The 18150-nt window shown below is 63.5% G+C and carries 17 protein-coding genes; 9 read left to right on the top strand and 8 right to left on the bottom strand.

Annotated elements, in window-relative coordinates:
* Positions 1–39 precede the first annotated feature (39 nt).
* The 4 genes from ACLEJU_RS13280 to mreB all read right to left on the bottom strand — a co-directional run bounded on the left by ACLEJU_RS13280 (position 40) and on the right by mreB (position 3396).
* On the bottom strand, positions 40–651 hold the full coding sequence (locus ACLEJU_RS13280; RefSeq protein WP_435423375.1) for a Maf family protein: 612 nt from the start codon (positions 649–651) through the stop codon (positions 40–42).
* A 30-nt stretch (positions 652–681) separates the two neighbouring features.
* Positions 682–1170, bottom strand: coding sequence for a rod shape-determining protein MreD (mreD, locus tag ACLEJU_RS13275; RefSeq protein WP_435423376.1), 489 nt, complete (start codon positions 1168–1170; stop codon positions 682–684).
* On the bottom strand, positions 1170–2165 hold the full coding sequence (gene mreC / locus ACLEJU_RS13270; RefSeq protein WP_435423404.1) for a rod shape-determining protein MreC: 996 nt from the start codon (positions 2163–2165) through the stop codon (positions 1170–1172). Before mreC ends, mreD begins: the two co-directional genes overlap by 1 nt.
* Positions 2166–2358: 193 nt before the next feature.
* Positions 2359–3396, bottom strand: coding sequence for a rod shape-determining protein MreB (mreB, locus tag ACLEJU_RS13265; protein ID WP_003255163.1), 1038 nt, complete (start codon positions 3394–3396; stop codon positions 2359–2361).
* 204 nt (positions 3397–3600) lie between these two features.
* Here mreB and gatC point away from each other — a divergent pair, with 204 nt between their 5' ends.
* The 6 genes from gatC (at position 3601) to ACLEJU_RS13235 (ending at position 8803) form a co-directional block, all read left to right on the top strand.
* Positions 3601–3888, top strand: a complete 288-nt coding sequence (gatC, locus tag ACLEJU_RS13260) for an Asp-tRNA(Asn)/Glu-tRNA(Gln) amidotransferase subunit GatC (protein WP_060511330.1) — start codon at positions 3601–3603, stop codon at positions 3886–3888.
* 15 nt (positions 3889–3903) lie between these two features.
* A complete protein-coding gene (gatA, locus tag ACLEJU_RS13255; protein ID WP_110637485.1) occupies positions 3904–5355 on the top strand; it encodes an Asp-tRNA(Asn)/Glu-tRNA(Gln) amidotransferase subunit GatA in 1452 nt (483 codons plus the stop codon).
* 11 nt (positions 5356–5366) lie between these two features.
* Positions 5367–6812, top strand: coding sequence for an Asp-tRNA(Asn)/Glu-tRNA(Gln) amidotransferase subunit GatB (gatB, locus tag ACLEJU_RS13250; protein WP_079229619.1), 1446 nt, complete (start codon positions 5367–5369; stop codon positions 6810–6812).
* 133 nt (positions 6813–6945) lie between these two features.
* Positions 6946–7320 carry a septal ring lytic transglycosylase RlpA family protein gene (locus ACLEJU_RS13245; protein WP_156340905.1) on the top strand — a complete coding sequence of 125 codons (375 nt, stop codon included), beginning with the start codon at positions 6946–6948 and terminating at the stop codon, positions 7318–7320.
* A gap of 60 nt (positions 7321–7380) precedes the next feature.
* Positions 7381–8424 carry a calcium/sodium antiporter gene (locus ACLEJU_RS13240; protein WP_435423377.1) on the top strand — a complete coding sequence of 348 codons (1044 nt, stop codon included), beginning with the start codon at positions 7381–7383 and terminating at the stop codon, positions 8422–8424.
* Positions 8425–8434: 10 nt separating this feature from the next.
* The gene (locus ACLEJU_RS13235; RefSeq protein WP_435423378.1) at positions 8435–8803 is read left to right on the top strand and encodes a carboxymuconolactone decarboxylase family protein; all 369 of its coding nucleotides are present in this window, start codon (positions 8435–8437) and stop codon (positions 8801–8803) included.
* 56 nt (positions 8804–8859) lie between these two features.
* On the opposite strand, the gene ACLEJU_RS13230 is transcribed toward ACLEJU_RS13235, so the two are convergent.
* From ACLEJU_RS13230 to ACLEJU_RS13215, 4 genes are all read right to left on the bottom strand, one after another.
* A complete protein-coding gene (locus tag ACLEJU_RS13230) occupies positions 8860–10218 on the bottom strand; it encodes an amino acid permease (RefSeq protein WP_435423379.1) in 1359 nt (452 codons plus the stop codon).
* Between the two features lie 57 nt (positions 10219–10275).
* Complete coding sequence (locus tag ACLEJU_RS13225) at positions 10276–11217, bottom strand: AEC family transporter (protein WP_435423380.1); 942 nt, start codon at positions 11215–11217, stop codon at positions 10276–10278.
* A gap of 204 nt (positions 11218–11421) precedes the next feature.
* Positions 11422–11982 (bottom strand): response regulator transcription factor, encoded by a 561-nt coding sequence (locus ACLEJU_RS13220; protein ID WP_079229623.1) that lies wholly within the window; start codon positions 11980–11982, stop codon positions 11422–11424.
* Positions 11982–13238, bottom strand: a complete 1257-nt coding sequence (locus ACLEJU_RS13215) for an ATP-binding protein (RefSeq protein WP_027920241.1) — start codon at positions 13236–13238, stop codon at positions 11982–11984. Before ACLEJU_RS13215 ends, ACLEJU_RS13220 begins: the two co-directional genes overlap by 1 nt.
* A gap of 202 nt (positions 13239–13440) precedes the next feature.
* Here ACLEJU_RS13215 and ACLEJU_RS13210 point away from each other — a divergent pair, with 202 nt between their 5' ends.
* The 3 genes from ACLEJU_RS13210 to ACLEJU_RS13200 all read left to right on the top strand — a co-directional run bounded on the left by ACLEJU_RS13210 (position 13441) and on the right by ACLEJU_RS13200 (position 17942).
* Positions 13441–14157, top strand: coding sequence for an SIMPL domain-containing protein (locus tag ACLEJU_RS13210; RefSeq protein WP_110637491.1), 717 nt, complete (start codon positions 13441–13443; stop codon positions 14155–14157).
* Positions 14158–14570: 413 nt separating this feature from the next.
* Entirely contained in the window at positions 14571–16196 is a 1626-nt protein-coding gene (locus ACLEJU_RS13205; protein WP_435423381.1) for an ABC transporter substrate-binding protein, read from the top strand.
* Positions 16197–16349: 153 nt separating this feature from the next.
* A complete protein-coding gene (locus ACLEJU_RS13200; RefSeq protein ID WP_435423382.1) occupies positions 16350–17942 on the top strand; it encodes an ABC transporter substrate-binding protein in 1593 nt (530 codons plus the stop codon).
* Positions 17943–18150: the final 208 nt, after the last annotated feature.

Raw genomic sequence — 18150 nt, 5'->3', positions numbered from 1 at the left:
AAGGTCTTCGGTAATGATGGATCGCGCGTGCCGGGCTGGCTACCGCTGGTTTGTTACCTCTGGCAAAAGCGCCGGTACCTGCCAGCAGGCGATACCGAATCGAGCGAGCATGTCGGCCGTTTCGCTCAATGGCAGGCCAACCACCGCCGAGTAACTGCCTTCGAGCCCGGTGACGAACACCGCGCCCAGGCCCTGGATGGCGTAGCCCCCCGCCTTGTCCGTGGGTTCCCCACTGCCCCAGTAGCGCTCGGCTTCTGCGGCATCGACAGGCCGAAAATGTACAGTGCTGCTGACACACAGGCTCTCGCAGTGCTGGCCATCGCTCAAGGCCACCGCTGTCAGCACCTGGTGCTCGCGGCCAGACAGCGCGGCCAGCATCGTCAGGGCATGCTCGCGGTTTTCCGGTTTGCCCAGAATACGACCATCGAGCACCACTGCGGTGTCGGCGCCAAGCGCCACGGCAGGGCCTTGAAGCGTGGCCAGGCCGGCTTCGGCCTTGGCCCGGGCCAGGCGCTCGACATAGGCCTCAGCGCTTTCGCCAGGCAGCGGCGTTTCATCGATGGGTGCACTGATGACGCTGAACGGCACGCCGATCTGGCCAAGCAATTCACGCCGGCGCGGTGAGCCGGAAGCGAGGTAGAGGGGTTTCATTCAGACATCTCCCTGTCAGTGGCAGCGCCGTCAGTTGATATGCAAACGTCGGCGCAGGTCGCGCAGGGCGAAGCTGATCCATGGCCAGAGCAAGGCACTGATCACGGCGGACCAGACCAGTGCCAGGGTCGGCAGACGGTTGCCGGTGAGCGCGCTGAGCCACAGCTGGATCAGCTGGGCAATACCGAAGATCACCAGGATCACCAGGCTCTGCTGCCACAGCGGGAACATGCGCAGGCGCTGCTGCAGCGACAGTACGAGGAAGGTGATCAGGGTGAGGATGAACGCGTTCTGCCCCAGCAAGGTGCCGTACAGCACGTCCTCGGCCAGGCCCAGGATGAAGGCGGTGGTCATGCCCACCTTGTTCGGCACGTTCAAGGTCCAGAACGACACCAGCATCGCCAACCACATGGGCCGGAACACTTCGAGGAACTGCGGCATGGGCGAAACGCTGAGCAGCAGGCCGATGGCGAACGTCAACCAGATGACCCAACCGTGATTACGGCGCGACTTGGCCATCATTGCCTCCGTGGATGGGCGGGTGCCGCCGGTGCGGCGGCGGGGCTGGCAGGCGCTGCGGCCGGGGCTGCAGGTGGCTGATCCGGAGCGGGCGCTGTCGCCGGAGCCGCCGGATGCTCGGCATTCACAGCAGGTTGGCCAGTGCCTTTGCGATCGGCTTCTTCCTGGGCGATCGCTGCGTCGGTGGCGCGCTGCTCCGGGGTCCGGCGGTCGCTGAACACCAGCAGCATATAGCGGCTGCGGTTGAGCGCGGCGGTAGGAATGGCGCGGACGATGGCGAAGGGCTGGCCGGAATCGTGGATCACTTCATTGACCGTGGCCACCGGGTAGCCGGCCGGGAAGCGCTGGCCCATGCCCGAGCTCACCAGCAGGTCGCCTTCCTTGATGTCGGCGGTGTCGGCGACATGGCGCAGCTCGAGGCGTTCCGGGTTGCCGGTACCGCTGGCGATGGCGCGCAGGCCGTTGCGGTTGACCTGCACCGGAATGCTGTGGGTCGTGTCGGTGAGCAGCAGGACGCGCGATGTATACGGCATCAGTTCGACCACCTGACCCATCAGGCCACGGGCATCGAGCACCGGCTGGCCGAGGAATACGCCGTCACGCTCACCCTTGTTGATGAGGATGCGGTGGGTAAACGGGTTGGGGTCGACACCGATCAGCTCGGCCACCTCGACCTTCTCGTTGACCAGCGCCGAGGAGTTGAGCAGCTCGCGCAGGCGCACGTTCTGCTCGGTCAGGGCCGCCAGCTTCTGCAGGCGCCCCTGCAGCAACAGGGCTTCGGTCTTGAGTTTTTCGTTTTCGGCGATCAGCTCGGTGCGGCTGCCGAACTGGCCGGCCACGCCTTGCCATGCCCGCTGCGGCAGGTCGGTGATCCAGTACGATTCCATGAGCACCAGGCCCATCTGGCTGCGCACCGGTTTGAGCACGTCGAAACGCGCATCGACAACCATCAGCGCGACCGACAGCACCACTAGTACCAGCAGGCGAACGCCCAGCGAAGGGCCCTTGGAGAAAAGCGGTTTAATGGGCCGTTCCTCGTGGACGACTCAGGAGGTCATTGGACATGGAACAACGCACCAGCCTGGTTGCGGGTTGACGGAAACGACGCCCGGATGGACGCCAGCCCAGCGCATACAGGTAGCACTGCACGTGCCACCTGTAAACCGGGCTTTCGAAAGCAGCGGGGGATCACTCGCTGGAGAGCAGGTCCATCGCGTGCTTGTCCATCATCTCCAGGGCGCGACCGCCGCCACGGGCGACGCAGGTCAGCGGGTCTTCGGCGACGATCACCGGCAGGCCGGTTTCCTGGGCCAGCAGCTTGTCGAGATCACGCAGCAGCGCGCCACCACCGGTCAGCACCAGGCCGCGCTCGGCGATGTCGGAGGCCAGCTCCGGCGGCGACTGCTCCAGGGCGCTCTTGACCGCCTGGACGATGGTCGCCAGGGATTCCTGCAGGGCTTCCAGGACTTCGTTGGAGTTCAGGGTGAAAGCGCGTGGTACGCCCTCGGCCAGGTTGCGGCCGCGCACATCGACTTCGCGCACTTCGCCGCCTGGGTAGGCGGTGCCGATTTCCTGCTTGATGCGCTCGGCGGTGGACTCGCCGATCAGGCTGCCGTAGTTACGGCGTACGTAGGTGACGATGGCTTCGTCGAAGCGGTCGCCGCCGACGCGAACGGACTCGGCGTAAACCACACCGTTCAGCGAGATCAGTGCGATTTCGGTGGTACCGCCACCGATATCGACGACCATCGAGCCACGGGCTTCTTCGACCGGCAGGCCGGCACCAATGGCAGCGGCCATCGGCTCTTCGATCAGGAACACTTCACGGGCACCGGCACCCAGGGCCGATTCGCGAATGGCGCGGCGCTCTACCTGGGTCGACTTGCACGGCACGCAGATGAGCACGCGTGGGCTCGGCTGCAGGAAGCTGTTTTCGTGAACCTTGTTGATGAAGTACTGCAACATTTTTTCACAAACGCTGAAGTCGGCGATGACGCCGTCCTTCATCGGACGAATGGCAGCAATGTTACCTGGCGTACGGCCCAGCATGCGCTTGGCTTCGGTACCGACGGCGACGACACTTTTCTGGTTGCCGTGGGTACGGATGGCAACAACCGAGGGCTCATTCAGGACGATACCGCGCTCACGCACGTAAATAAGGGTGTTGGCAGTCCCCAGGTCGATGGAAAGATCGCTGGAAAACATGCCACGCAGTTTCTTGAACATGGGAAAGTGACCCTGGGGAAAGCGTGGGTAAAAAAGTGCGGCAAACTCTAACAATGGCAGGGATTTTGGGCAAGGAGCCAATATGTTAAATTGGCTGTTTTTCCGAGCACGCCAGCAGATGATCGCGGCCGTTAGACCGCCAAAATGCTGACATGTTCCTCACCGCGGACCCTATTCGGTTCTTTGTTTCCCCTGGAGATCACCATGGCGCTTGAACGCAGCGACGTGGAAAAGATCGCCCATCTGGCCCGCCTGGGCCTGAATGACGGCGAACTGCCACGCATTACTGACGCCCTGAACAGCATTCTCGGGCTGGTCGACCAGATGCAAGCGGTCGACACCAACGGCATCGAGCCCCTGGCCCACCCCCTGGAGGCCAGCCAGCGCCTGCGCCCTGACCAGGTCACCGAAAGCAATCAGCGCGACGCCTACCAGGCGATCGCACCGTCGACCGAAAGCGGTCTGTACCTGGTTCCGAAAGTCATCGAGTAAGGGATAGAGCCTGCCATGCATGAATTGACCCTGGCCGAGATCGCCCGCGGACTCGCCGACAAGTCGTTTTCCTCCGAAGAGCTGACCGGCGCCCTGCTGGCGCGCGTCAAGCAGATCGACCCACAGATCAACAGCTTCATCAGCGTCACCGAAGAACTGGCCCTGGGCCAGGCGCGTGCCGCCGACGCCCGTCGCGCAGCTGGCGAGACCGGCGCACTGCTCGGTGCACCGATTGCCCACAAGGACCTGTTCTGCACCCTCGGCGTACGCACCAGCTGCGGCTCGAAGATGCTCGACAACTTTAAGGCGCCGTACGACGCCACCGTGGTTGCCAAGCTGGCCGAAGCCGGCATGGTCACCCTGGGCAAGACCAACATGGACGAATTCGCCATGGGTTCGGCCAACGAATCCAGCCACTACGGCGCGGTGAAGAACCCGTGGAACCTCGAGCACGTGCCCGGCGGCTCGTCCGGTGGTTCAGCCGCGGCCGTGGCCGCGCGCCTGCTGCCGGCCACCACCGGCACCGACACCGGTGGCTCGATCCGCCAGCCAGCGGCACTGACCAACCTCACCGGCCTCAAGCCGACGTACGGTCGTGTATCGCGCTGGGGCATGATCGCCTACGCCTCCAGCCTCGACCAGGGTGGCCCACTGGCACGCACCGCCGAAGACTGCGCCCTGCTGCTGCAAGGCATGGCCGGCTTCGACGCCAAGGATTCCACCAGCATCGACGAGCCAGTGCCGGATTACAGCGCGGCACTCAACGGCTCGCTGCAGGGCCTGCGCATCGGCCTGCCGAAGGAGTACTTCGGTGCCGGGCTCGACCCGCGCATTGCCGAGCTGGTCCAGGCCAGCGTCAAGGAGCTGGAAAAGCTCGGTGCGGTGGTCAAGGAAATCAGCCTGCCGAACATGCAGCACGCGATCCCGGCGTACTACGTGATCGCCCCGGCCGAAGCTTCTTCCAACCTGTCGCGTTTCGACGGCGTGCGCTTCGGCTACCGCTGCGAAGAGCCGAAAGACCTGACCGACCTTTACAAGCGCTCCCGTGGCGAAGGCTTCGGCGCCGAAGTGCAGCGCCGCATCATGGTCGGCACCTACGCCCTGTCGGCAGGCTACTATGACGCCTACTACGTCAAGGCGCAGCAGATCCGCCGCCTGATCAAGAACGACTTCATGGCCGCTTTCAACGATGTCGACCTGATCCTCGGCCCGACCACGCCGAACCCGGCCTGGAAGCTTGGCGCCAAGAGCAGCGACCCGGTCGCCGCCTACCTGGAAGACGTCTACACCATCACCGCCAACCTGGCGGGCCTGCCGGGCCTGTCGATGCCAGCCGGCTTCGTCGATGGCCTGCCGGTCGGCGTGCAGCTGCTGGCCCCGTACTTCCAGGAAGGCCGCCTGCTCAACGTCGCGCACCGTTACCAGCAAGTCACCGACTGGCACACCCGCGCCCCTAACGGCTTCTGAGGAATTCACACATGCAATGGGAAGTTGTGATCGGGCTGGAGATTCATACCCAGCTGGCCACCCAGTCGAAGATCTTCTCCGGCAGCGCCACCACCTTCGGCTCCGAGCCGAACACCCAGGCCAGCCTGGTTGACCTGGGGATGCCCGGCGTACTGCCGGTGCTGAACCAGGAAGCCGTGCGCATGGCCTGCATGTTCGGCCTGGCGATCGATGCCGAGATCGGCAAGCGTAACGTGTTCGCACGCAAGAACTACTTCTACCCCGACCTGCCCAAGGGCTACCAGATCAGCCAGATGGACCTGCCGATCGTCGGCAAGGGCCACCTGGACATCGCCCTGGAAGACGGCACCATCAAGCGCATCGGCGTTACCCGTGCACACCTGGAAGAAGACGCCGGCAAGAGCCTGCACGAAGACTTCAGCGGCTCTACCGGCATCGACCTGAACCGCGCCGGCACGCCGCTGCTGGAAATCGTCTCCGAGCCGGACATGCGCAGCGCCAAGGAAGCCGTGGCCTACGTCAAGGCCATCCACGCCCTGGTGCGCTACCTGGGCATCTGTGACGGCAACATGGCCGAAGGCTCGCTGCGCTGCGACTGCAACGTGTCGATCCGCCCGAAAGGCCAGGCCGAGTTCGGCACCCGCTGCGAGATCAAGAACGTCAACTCGTTCCGCTTCATCGAGCGCGCGATCAACAGCGAGATCCAGCGCCAGATCGACCTGATCGAGGACGGCGGCAAGGTGGTGCAGGAAACCCGCCTGTACGACCCAAACAAGGACGAGACCCGCTCCATGCGCAGCAAGGAGGAGGCCAACGACTACCGTTACTTCCCCGATCCGGACCTGCTGCCGGTGGTGATCGAGGACAGCTTCCTCGAAACCGTCCGCGCCGGCCTGCCGGAGCTGCCGCCACAGAAGGTCGAGCGCTTCCAAAGCCAGTACGGCCTGTCGGCCTACGACGCCAACGTACTGGCTTCCAGCCGCGAACAGGCGGACTACTTCGAAGAAGTGGTGAAGATCGGTGGCGACGCCAAACTGGCCGCCAACTGGGTCATGGTCGAGCTGGGCAGCCTGCTGAACAAGCTGGGCATCGAGATCGACCAGGCGCCGGTCAGCGCCGCGCACCTGGGCGGCATGCTGCTGCGCATTCGCGACAACACCATCAGCGGCAAGATTGCCAAGACCGTGTTCGAGGCCATGGCCGCCGGTGAAGGCGATGCCGACAGCATCATCGAGAGCAAAGGCCTCAAGCAGGTTACCGACACCGGTGCGATCGACAAGATGCTCGACGAGATGCTCGCAGCCAACGCGGAACAGGTCGAACAGTACCGCGCCGCCGACGAGGCCAAGCGCGGCAAGATGTTCGGCTTCTTCGTCGGCCAAGCGATGAAGGCGTCCAAAGGCAAGGCCAACCCGGGGCAGGTGAACCAATTGCTCAAGGCCAAGCTCGAAGGGTGAGCTGAAAATGCGGCGAGGGCCTTGCCCTCGATCGCGGATGAATCCGCTCCTACAAGGAATCGCGTCACGCCTGTAGGAGCGGATTTATCCGCGATGGGCCGCACAGCGGCCCCAATGCACCGGAGCATCCGAATTGCTGAAACGATCCCTAGGTACGCTAGCCCTCTTCTCTTTCCTGGCCGGCTGCGCCAGCCACGACATCGACCCGCGCGGTTACAACGAAACCGGCACCGCTTCCTTTTACGGCTCGCGCCATCATGGCAAACGCACCGCTAGCGGCGAACCGTTCAACCAGCACGGCCTAACCGCCGCCCACCGCAGCCTGCCATTCGGCAGCAGGGTGCTGGTCACCAACCTGGCCAACGATCGCAGCGTTGTAGTCCGTATCAACGACCGCGGCCCGCATACCCGCGGCCGGCTGATCGACCTGTCACGCGCTGCAGCAGAAAAAATCGGCATGCTCCGTAGCGGAACGGCGCGCGTCCGGGTACAAGGTCTGAGCGACTGACCTGACAGGAGTCTGATCATTTTCGACCTGGCCACCCTCCCCACCTTCAGCCTGCTGCAAATGGGCGTTGCCCTGCTGCTGCTGATCGCCGGAGCCGAACTCCTGGTGCGCGCCGCCCTGCGCCTGGCCCAGCGCCTGCACGTGCGACCACTGATCATCGGCCTGAGCCTGGTGGCCTTCGGCAGTACCGCGCCACAGCTGACCGTGAGCCTGCAAGCCGCCTATCAAGGTGCGCCCGACGTGGCCGTGGGCAGCGTGATCGGCAGCAACATCTTCAACGTGCTGGTCATCCTTGGCCTGGCCGCTCTGATCATCCCGCTGCGGGTATCACGCCAGCTGGTGCGCCTGGACATCCCGTTGATGATCGTTGCCAGCGGCTTGGTGTATGCGCTCTGTGCCAATGGCCACCTGGGTCGGGCCGAAGGGTTGCTGCTGCTGCTCGCCCTGGCCGGCTACCTGGCCATGCTGTGGCACCAGTCTCGCCACTATGCCCGCACCTATCCCGCCCAGCATGCCGGGGCTGCCAGCGCCGGCCGCTTCTGGTCCGGAACACTGCTGCAGGTGTTGTTCGGCCTTGGCCTGTTGAGCCTGGCCGGTCACCTGCTACTGGAAGCGGCCGTTGAAGTGGCCACCGATCTCGGCCTGTCCGAACGCGTCATCGGCCTGACTGTGGTGGCCGTATGCACGTCCCTGCCTGAGCTTGCCGCCGCGCTGATCGCCGCCATTCGCGGCGAGCGAGAGATTGCGGTAGGTACGGTGATCGGCAGCAACCTGTTCAATCTGCTGGCAGTGCTCGGCCTGACGGCGCTGATCACCCCTGAGCCGCTGAGCATATCGCCCAATGCGCTGGCGTTCGACCTGCCGGTAATGCTGGCTGTCGCAGCCCTGAGCCTGCCCGTGTTCTACTCCGGCTACCGTGTCACCCGCGTCGAGGGGCTGGTGTTCCTCTGCCTGTATCTGGTCTATGGCCTGCATGTGGCGGCCTTCACCATGGGCATGCCATTGGCCGGCCGCCTGGAGCGGTTGATGCTGTTCTACGTTCTGCCAGTGCTCGTCGTGGTGCTGTTGTTTACCACCGTGCGTGCCTGGCGCCGCCAACACTAAGGAAAACAACATGGCTGAGAGCAACAAGACCGGCGAACAGATTCGCCGCCAGGTGATGGGCGATGCCTTTGTCGACCGCGCCTTGGGCAATGCCACCGACTTTACCCAGCCCCTGCAGGACTTCGTCAACGAGCATGCCTGGGGCAGTGTCTGGGCACGTGACGGGCTACCGCTGAAAACCCGCAGCCTGATTACCCTGGCCACCCTGACGGCGCTCAAGTGCCCGCAGGAACTGAAGGGGCATGTGCGCGGGGCGTTGAACAATGGCTGTACGGTTGAGGAGATTCGCGAGGCATTGCTGCATTGCGCAGTCTATGCGGGAGTGCCGGCGGCGATCGATGCATTCAGGGCCGCGCAGGAAGTGATCGACAGCTATTAATAGGCCAGTACTGGCCCTTTCGCGAATAAACCCGCGAAAGGGCCGGACCTGTCTGCTTATTGGGCCTGGCGGGCCTTCTTCAGCTTGAAGGCCACCCACAGCACCGCAATCCACCCCGGAATCAGCATCACCGAGATGCGAATCGGCGGGGTCAGGTACATCACCACCAGGATCAGCACGATGAACGCCAGGCACAGGTAGTTGGTCAGCGGGTGCCCCCAGCTCTGGTAGAAGGGGGTAATGCCGGCCGCCAGCTTGGCCTTGCGGAACTTCAGGTGGGTAATGCTGATGCTGGCCCAGTTGATCACCAGCGCCGACACCGCCAGCGCCATCAACAGGCCGAACGCCTCACCGGGCATCAGGTAGTTGATCAGTACGCACATGCCAGTCGCAAAGGCCGAAACGCCCAGCGCCGTCAGTGGTACGCCACTGCGGCTGACCTTCAGCAGCTGGCGCGGCGCATCGCCCTGGCTAGCCAGGCCGAACAGCATGCGGCTGTTGGCGTACACGCAACTGTTGTACACCGACAGCGCGGCAGTCAGCACCACGATGTTAAGGATGGTCGCCACCAGGTCGCTGTCCAGCTCGTGGAAGATCATCACGAACGGGCTGCCGCCCTGCACCACTTTCTGCCAGGGATACAGCGACAGCAGCACGGCCAGGGCGCCGATGTAGAAGATCAAGATGCGGTAGACCACCTGGTTGGTCGCCTTGGGGATGCTCTGGCGCGGGTTGTCGGCCTCGGCGGCGGTGATACCGACCAGCTCCAGGCCACCGAACGAGAACATGATCACCGCCAGCGCCATCACCAGCCCGGTCACGCCATTGGGGAAGAACCCGCCGTACTGCCACAGGTTGGCCACGCTGGCATCCGGGCCGCCGTGGCCGCTGGCCAGCAGCCAGGCACCGAAGCCGATCATGCTGACGATGGCCACCACCTTGACTAGGGCGAACCAGAACTCCATCTCGCCGTAGACCCTCACCTGGGTCAGGTTGATCAGGTTGATTGCCACGAAGAAGATCGCCGCCGTGGCCCAGGTCGGGAACTCCGGCCACCAGTACTGCACATAGATACCCACGGCCGTGAGCTCGGCCATGCCGACCAGCACGTACACTACCCAGTAGTTCCAACCGGACACGAACCCGGCGAACTCGCTCCAGTATTGGTGGGCGAAGTGGCTGAAGCTGCCGGCGACCGGCTCCTCGACCACCATCTCACCCAATTGGCGCATGATGAAGAAGGCCATCAGGCCGGCAATGGCGTAGCCCAGCAGAACGGAGGGGCCGGCCAGCTGGATGGTCTGGGCGATGCCCAGAAACAGCCCGGTGCCGACGGCCCCACCCAACGCGATCAGCTGGATATGGCGATTCTTCAACCCGCGCTTCAACTGCTCGGGCGTGCTCTGGTCTTGCATGAAGTGTCCTTTGGCTCAGTGAGGCAGTGTTATTGCTGTTGTTTTGCAGTCAAGGATCTAGATCCATCCGCCCCACTGCAAGATGAAAATACCAATATTGGTGGTGATCGCTGCCATTAGCGTGGTAATCACGATGATCGAGGCCGCCAACTCGTGGTTGCCGTTGGCGGCGCGGGCCATGACATAGCTGGCCGCCGCCGTCGGGCTGCCGATGTAGAGGAACAGGATGCCCAGCTCGGCCCCCCGGAAGCCGCACAACCAGGCCCCCAGGGTGCCGATCAGCGGTAGCCAGACCATCTTTACCAGGCTGGCATCGATGGCCAGCTTGCCGCTGTCGCGCAGCGCTGCCAGCGACAGGGTGCCGCCGATGCAGATCAGCGCCAGCGGCAGGGTCATCTGCGCCAGGTAGTCGCCCGAAGTCAGCAGCCAGTTGGGCAGCGGCACCTGGCCGTAAGCCATCGGCGTGGCCACCAGCACGCTGATGATCAGCGGGTTGCTGAAGATGCTCTTGCAGATGCTCCAGGGGTCGGACTTGAGGTCCGGGCTGTACACCGCCAGCACCACCGACGACAGCGAGTTGTACATGAGGATCACCAGGCCGGCGAGCACCGCCCCCAGGGAGATGCCGTAGTCGCCATAGAGACTGGCGGCCAGGGCCAGGCCGATCACACCGTTGTTGCCGCGGAACGCGCCTTGGGTGTAGATGCCGCGGTCGGCCAGCGGGCTACGCCAGATGGCCATGCCCCAGGACACGGCGAAGCCGACCAGGGTGGCGACGACGAAGTAGAGGATGACCTTGGGCTGCACCGCCGTGGCCAGATCGGCGTGGTAGATGCCGAGGAATAGCAACGCCGGCATGCAGACGTTGAACACCAGCTGCGAGGCGACGCGATTGAAATTGTCGTCGATCAGGTGGATGCGTTTGAGCAACACGCCCATGAACAGCATGGCGAAGACGGGCGCCGTGATGTTCAGCGTCTGGATGAGAAGGGCGAGCATGCGCAAGCGGTCCTGATGGGGTTGCCGTTAGGCGGCTAATGATACGCCAACGCGTCAGGAATTGCGGGGATCGAGCAGGACTTTAAACATGTTTCTGACTGCACCGGCCTCTTCGCGGGCACGCCCACTCCCCCAGGGTTACGCGACACCTGTGGGAGCCGGCGCGTCGGGGCGCCGAACCGCCGCGAAGAAGCCAACGCTGAATCAGCGGCGAACCGGGCGTTTCTGCAGTTTGCGCTGCAAGGTCCGGCGGTGCATGCCCAGCGCCCGTGCGGTAGCGGAGATATTGCCCTCGTGCTCGTTCAGCACGCGCTGGATGTGTTCCCACTGCAACCGGTCCACCGACATCGGGTTTTCCGGCACCAGCGAGTCCAGGTCGGCATGCTCCGACAGCAGCGCGGCCAGCACGTCATCGGCGTCGGCCGGCTTGCACAGGTAGTTGCAGGCACCGCGCTTGACCGCCTCGACGGCGGTGGCGATGCTCGAGTAACCGGTGAGGATCACCACACGCATCTCCGGGTCCAGCTCCAGCAGCTTGGGCAGCAGCACCAGGCCCGAGTCGCCTTCCATCTTCAGGTCCAGCGTGGCGTAGTCCGGCAGGTCCTGCTGGGCCAGGATCAGGCCTTCCTCGGCGGAACCGGCAGTGCTCACACGGAAACCACGGCGGCTCATGGCGCGGGCCATGACCCGGGTAAAGGTGGCGTCATCGTCCACCAGCAGCAGGTGCGGAAGTTCTTCGCCTTCGACCTGGTTTTCTTCGCTCATCATTCATCTCCTCGCTTGCCATGGGGCAGGCGCAGTTCGGTCAGGGTGCCACCCTGTTCATGACTATAGAGTTTCACCGAACCGCCCGCACGGGTCACGCTGGCCTTGCTCAAGAACAGGCCCAGGCCGAAGCCTTTGCCCTTGGTGGTAATGAAGGGTTTGCCGATCGCTTCGGCGATGGCCGGCGGCACGCCGGGGCCATGATCGCGGATGCTGATCAGGATGTCTTGGGCGTCCCAGTCAAGGGTCACCTGCAAGTCGTCGGGGCAGGCATCGGCGGCATTGTTCAGCAGGTTCAGCAGCGCCTGGGTCAGGTCCGGTGGCGGGGTCAGGCGCGGCACCTGGCCGTCGCGCAGGCGCTGGAAGCGGTAGCTCGCTTCCGGGCGCATCAGGTGCCAGCGGTTCAATGCCTCGTCGAGCCAGGCGGTGACGTCCTGTTCGACCACGGCCAGGCGGCGGTTGGCCTCGGCGGCGCGCACCAGCTGCTGCAGGGTTTCCTTGCACAGCTTGACCTGGTCCTGAAGGATCTGCAGGTCTTCCTGCAGCAGTGGGTCGGTGTGGTCCTGGCGCATTTCATTGAGCAGCACGCTCATGGTCGCCAAGGGTGTGCCGAGTTCGTGGGCCGCCCCGGCAGCCTGGGTGGCCACGGCCAGCAGCTGTTCATCACGCAGGCTTTCTTCGCGGCGCTCGGAACGCAGTTGCTCCTGGCGGCGCAGCTCCTCGGCCATGCGCGCGGCAAAGAAGGTAATCACGGCGGCGGCCAGGGCGATACTCAGCCACATGCCGTAGACCTGCATCTTGTCCCGCGCCATCGGCAGCCCCTCGAGCGGGTAGAACTGCACCAGCAGCAGGCTGTAGGCAGTCAGGGCGATGCCCGAGAGGATCAGCGAATACAGCCACGGCAAGGTCACCGCAGCGATAGCCAGCGGCACCAGGTAATAGGACACGAACGGGTTGGTCGAGCCACCTGAGTAGTACAGCAAGGCGCTGTGAATCAGCAGGTCGCAGGCCAGCTGCAAGGCATATTCGGTCTCGGTGACCGGCAGCGACAGGCGCAGGCGCAATGCAGTGAAGGCGCAGAGCAGCGACGACAGGGCCAGGGTCGCGGCCAGCGACAGCCACGGCAGCGGCAGCAGGTCGGTCCAGTAGGCGACGCCCACGGAGCCTGCCTGGGCGGCCAGGACCAGAACGCGAATGACAGTCAGACGCCAGAGGTTCTGGCGTGTTGCGGACAACGGTTGTGCGGCGGCGAGCATGCGCTCTCCCGATGAGTGCTCCAGGAAAATCGGCTGAAGTATACCGAAGCCGGGCGCCCCGCTGCAGCGATGCGGCAAAGCGCCACACTTTGTCACAAGTTCATGATGGCACCTTTGAACCCACTACACTGGTCCGGGTCTGATGGGCCATGCGTGGAATGGATGTCCAGAACCCACGCCCACTATTGCCAAGGAGTAACACATGCACATCCCACGTCGCGGCGCGGCCCTGATCCTGTCCTGCGGCCTGCTCGCCAGCCTGCCGGCACTGGCGGCCGACGAGCCGCGCTACAACCAGGTATCGCTGCGCGCCGAAGTCAGCAAGGAAGTGGCGCGCGACCTGATGGTCGTGACCCTCTATAGCGAAGCGCAGAATACCGACCCGGGCAAGCTCGCCAAGCAGATCACCGAAACCATGAACAAGGCCGTGCAGCAGGCGCGCCAGGTCAAGGACGTGAAGATCAGCCAGGGCAGCCGCAACAGCTACCCGGTGTATGACAGCAAAGGCCAGAAGATCACCGGCTGGCGCGAGCGTGCCGAGCTGCGCCTGGAAGGTGCCGACTTCCCGGCCCTGTCCCAGCTCACCGCCGACCTGCTGCAAGACCTGAAAATGGGCGGCATGGACTTCTCCATTGCCCCGGCCACGCGCAAGGCCAGCGAAGACGAGCTGCTCAAGGATGCGGTGAATGCGTTCAAGGCCCGGGCGCAGCTGGCCACCGAGGCGCTGGGGGGCAAGGGCTATAAAGTGGTCAGCCTGAACCTGAACAGCTCCGGTTACCCGCGCCCTTACCTGCGTAGCGCGCCGATGGCGATGATGGCGAAGGCGGCGGACGAGGCGGCGCCCGCACCGGATATCGAGGCGGGTACCAGTGAAGTCAGCATGAATGCCGATGGGCTGATTGAAGTGCAGATGCCCTGAGTAGCAACGCAGGCCCCTGTGGGAGCGGCCTTGTGTCGCGAAAGGGGCGCGCAGCGGCCCCAGGATTTCAGCTACACCGCGAGATTGTTGGGGCCGCCTTGCGGCCCTTTCGCGACGCAAGGCCGCTCCCACAAGAGCTACCTACATCAAATTCAGACATTTCCTACGCACAATAGATGTGCGCCTTACACATTCCCCGCCCTCGAAACATCCAGCAAAAAGCCATCATTTCGCCTGCGCAAACGTTCAACTTCGCTGAAAGTTATACGAATGCGACATACATGTACGCCCGTACTACTTTTCTGGCGCCAACTATCCTTCTGCCTGTTGCATTGGGAATACCCCCTGCATAAGTATCCGCAGGTCGGCTCACGAGGCCACCTCAAACCAAAAATGACAACAATGAGGCCACCATGCTTAAACACGCAGTCATTCCGTTCCTGCTCGGTGCAGGCTTGCTCGCCGGCGCTCCGCTAGCCCACGCCGCGTCCAACCTGGTGTTCTGCTCTGAAGGCAGCCCGGCCGGCTTCGACCCGGGGCAATACACCACCGGAACCGACTTCGACGCCTCGGCCGAGACTGTGTTCAACCGCCTGACCCAGTTCGAACGCGGGGGTACCGCAGTCATCCCTGGCCTGGCAACCAAGTGGGACGTGGCCGACGACGGCAAGACCTACACCTTCCACCTGCGTGAAGGGGTCAAGTTCCACACCACCGACTACTTCAAGCCAACCCGCGAATTCAACGCCGATGACGTGCTGTTCACCTTCAACCGCATGCTCGACAAGAATCACCCGTTCCGTAAGGCCTACCCCACCGAATTCCCGTACTTCACCGACATGGGCATGGACAAGAACATCGCCAAGGTGGAGAAGCTCGACGATCACACGGTGAAGTTCACCCTGAATGAAGTGGACGCCGCGTTCATCCAGAACCTGGCCATGAGCTTTGCCTCCATCCAGTCTGCCGAGTACGCCGACCAGCTGCTCAAGGACGGCAAGGCCGCCGATATCAACCAGAAGCCGATCGGCACCGGCCCGTTCGTGTTCAGCAAGTACCAGAAAGACGCGCAGATCCGCTTCAAGGGCAACAAGGACTACTGGAAGCCCGAAGACGTGAAGATCGACAACCTGATCTTCGCCATCACCACCGACGCCTCGGTGCGCATGCAGAAGCTGAAGAAGAACGAGTGCCAGGTCACCCTGTTCCCGCGGCCGGCCGACATCGAGCCGCTGAAGGCCGACAAGAACCTGCAGATGCCACAGCAGGCCGGCTTCAATCTCGGCTACATCGCCTACAACGTGATGGACAAGATCAAGGGCAGCAACGAGCCCAACCCGATGGCCAAGCTGGAAGTCCGCCAGGCGCTGGATATGGCCGTGGACAAAAAGAAGATCATCGAGTCGGTCTACCAAGGTGCCGGCCAGTTGGCAGTCAACGCCATGCCACCGACCCAGTGGTCCTATGACACCAGCATCAAGGACGCGCCGTACGATCCGGAAAAAGCCAAGCAACTGCTCAAGGAAGCCGGCATCAAGGAAGGCACCGAGATCACTCTGTGGGCCATGCCGGTACAGCGCCCGTACAACCCCAACGCCAAGCTGATGGCCGAGATGCTGCAGTCAGACTGGGCCAAGATCGGCATCAAGGCCAAGATCGTCAGCTATGAATGGGGCGAGTACATCAAGCGCTCCAAAGGCGGCGAACAGGGCGCCATGCTGATTGGCTGGAGCGGCGACAACGGCGACCCGGACAACTGGCTGGGCACCCTGTACGGCTGCGACGCCATCGACGGCAACAACTTCTCCAAGTGGTGCTACAAGCCCTACGACGACCTGATCAAACAGGCCAAGGCCACTTCCGACCAGGCCAAGCGCACCGAGCTGTACCAGAAGGCCCAGCACATCCTCAAGGAGCAGGTGCCGATCACCCCGATCGCCCACTCCACGGTGTACCAGCCGATGAGCGCCAAGGTGAAGGACTTCAAGATCAGCCCGTTCGCGTTGAACGCCTTCTACGGCGTCAGCGTGGACAAATAGGGTAGATCCCGGCCCCCGCCCGACCGCGGCGGGGGCCGTTTCACCGCAACCAAGCACTGCACACTCGCTTCGACGCCACCCGCGACGGAGTCGGGAAACTGTTGCCGCCATTCGTACCCCGAAGCGGCTTGAACAGCTGGAAAAGGAACCGCCATGCGCCACGTCACCCGCCTTTCGACCCTGCTCGCCCTTGGCCTGCTGAGCCAGGCCCCTGCCCTTCAGGCCAAGAACCTGGTGTTCTGCTCCGAAGGCAGCCCGGCCGGCTTCGACACCGCCCAATACACCAGTGCCACCGACAATGACGCCGCCGAGCCGATCTACAACCGGCTGGTGGAGTTCGAGCGCGGCGGCACGGCCGTGCACCCGGCGCTGGCGACGAAGTGGGAGGTCTCCGACGATGGCCTGCAGTACACCTTCCACCTGCGCGAGGGCGTGAAGTTCCACACCAACAAGGCCTTCAAACCGAGCCGTGATTTCAACGCCGACGACGTGCTATTCACCTTCAACCGCATGCTCGACAAGGACCAGCCGTTCCGTAAGGCCTACCCCACCGAATTCCCCTATTTCGTCAGCATGGGCCTGGACAAGAACATCGCCCGGGTCGAGAAAACCGGCCCGTTGACCGTGGTATTCACCCTGAACAAGGTCGATGCCGCCTTCATCCAGAACCTGGCGATGAGCTTCGCCTCGATACTCTCGGCCGAGTACGCCGAAACGTTGCTGGCCAGCGGGCGCCCGAGCGACATCAACCAGCAACCGATCGGCACCGGTCCGTTCGTGTTCCAGCGCTACCAGAAGGACTCGCAGATTCGCTTCAAGGGGAACAAGAACTACTGGGCGCCGAAGCAAGTGAAGATCGACAACCTGGTGTTCTCGATCAACACCGACCCATCGGTGCGCATCCAGAAGCTGCGCCGCAATGAATGCCAGGTCACCTTGCACCCGCGCCCGGCCGACCTGCCCGCGCTCAAGGCCGATGGCAATCTACAAGTCATGCAGCAGCCGGGCTTCAACCTCGGCTACATCGCCTACAACACCCAGCACCCGCCGTTCGACCGCCTGGAAGTGCGCCAGGCCATGGACATGGCGGTGAACAAGCAGGCCATCCTCCAGGCGGTGTACCAGGACTCCGGCCAACTGGCGGTCAACGCCATGCCGCCAACCCAGTGGTCCTATGACAGCAGCCTCAAGGACACCCCCTACGACCCGGAAAAGGCCAGGCAGCTGCTGCAGCAGGCCGGGGTCAAGCCGGGCACCGAGGTCACCCTCTGGGCCATGCCCGTGCAGCGCCCGTACAACCCCAATGCCAAGCTGATGGCCGAGATGCTCCAGGCCGACTGGAACAAGCTTGGTTTCAAGGTGCGGATCGTCAGCTACGAATGGGGCGAATACCTCAAGCGCATGAAGAGCGGCGAGCACGACATCGCCCTGATCGGCTGGACCGGCGACAACGGCGACCCGGACAACTGGCTCGGTACCCTCTACAACTGCGACGCCATTGGCAGCAACAACTACTCGCTGTGGTGCGACCCGCAGTACGACAGCCTGGTCAAAAAGGCCAAGCAGGTCACCGACCGCGAACAGCGCACGGCGCTGTACCAGCAGGCCCAGCAGCGCCTGAAGCAGCAGGTGCCGATCACCCCTGTGGCGCATTCCACCGTCAACCAGCCGCTAAGCATCAAGGTGGCCGATTTCAAGGTCAGCCCGTTCGGGCGCAATGACTTTTCCGGTGTGAGTGTTGATTAGGCGTTAACCAGGTCAGGCCCTTTCGCGGGGCAAGCCCGCTCCCACACGAACCTGTGGTGCTCCGGCGGGAGCGGGCTTGTCCCGCGAAGAGGCCGGCACATCCAACACAACTCCCCCGATTTTGCCCGGCGACCCCGGGCAACCCTGGCAACACCGCAGCAAGCAACCCGGCCCACAAGGCCAGGCAATAACTAAAAGAACAGAAAGG

Origin of the sequence: Pseudomonas sp. SMN11 (genome assembly GCF_052041945.1) — a bacterium.
Lineage (GTDB): Bacteria > Pseudomonadota > Gammaproteobacteria > Pseudomonadales > Pseudomonadaceae > Aquipseudomonas.
This window is presented reverse-complemented; position numbering and strand designations above follow the sequence as displayed.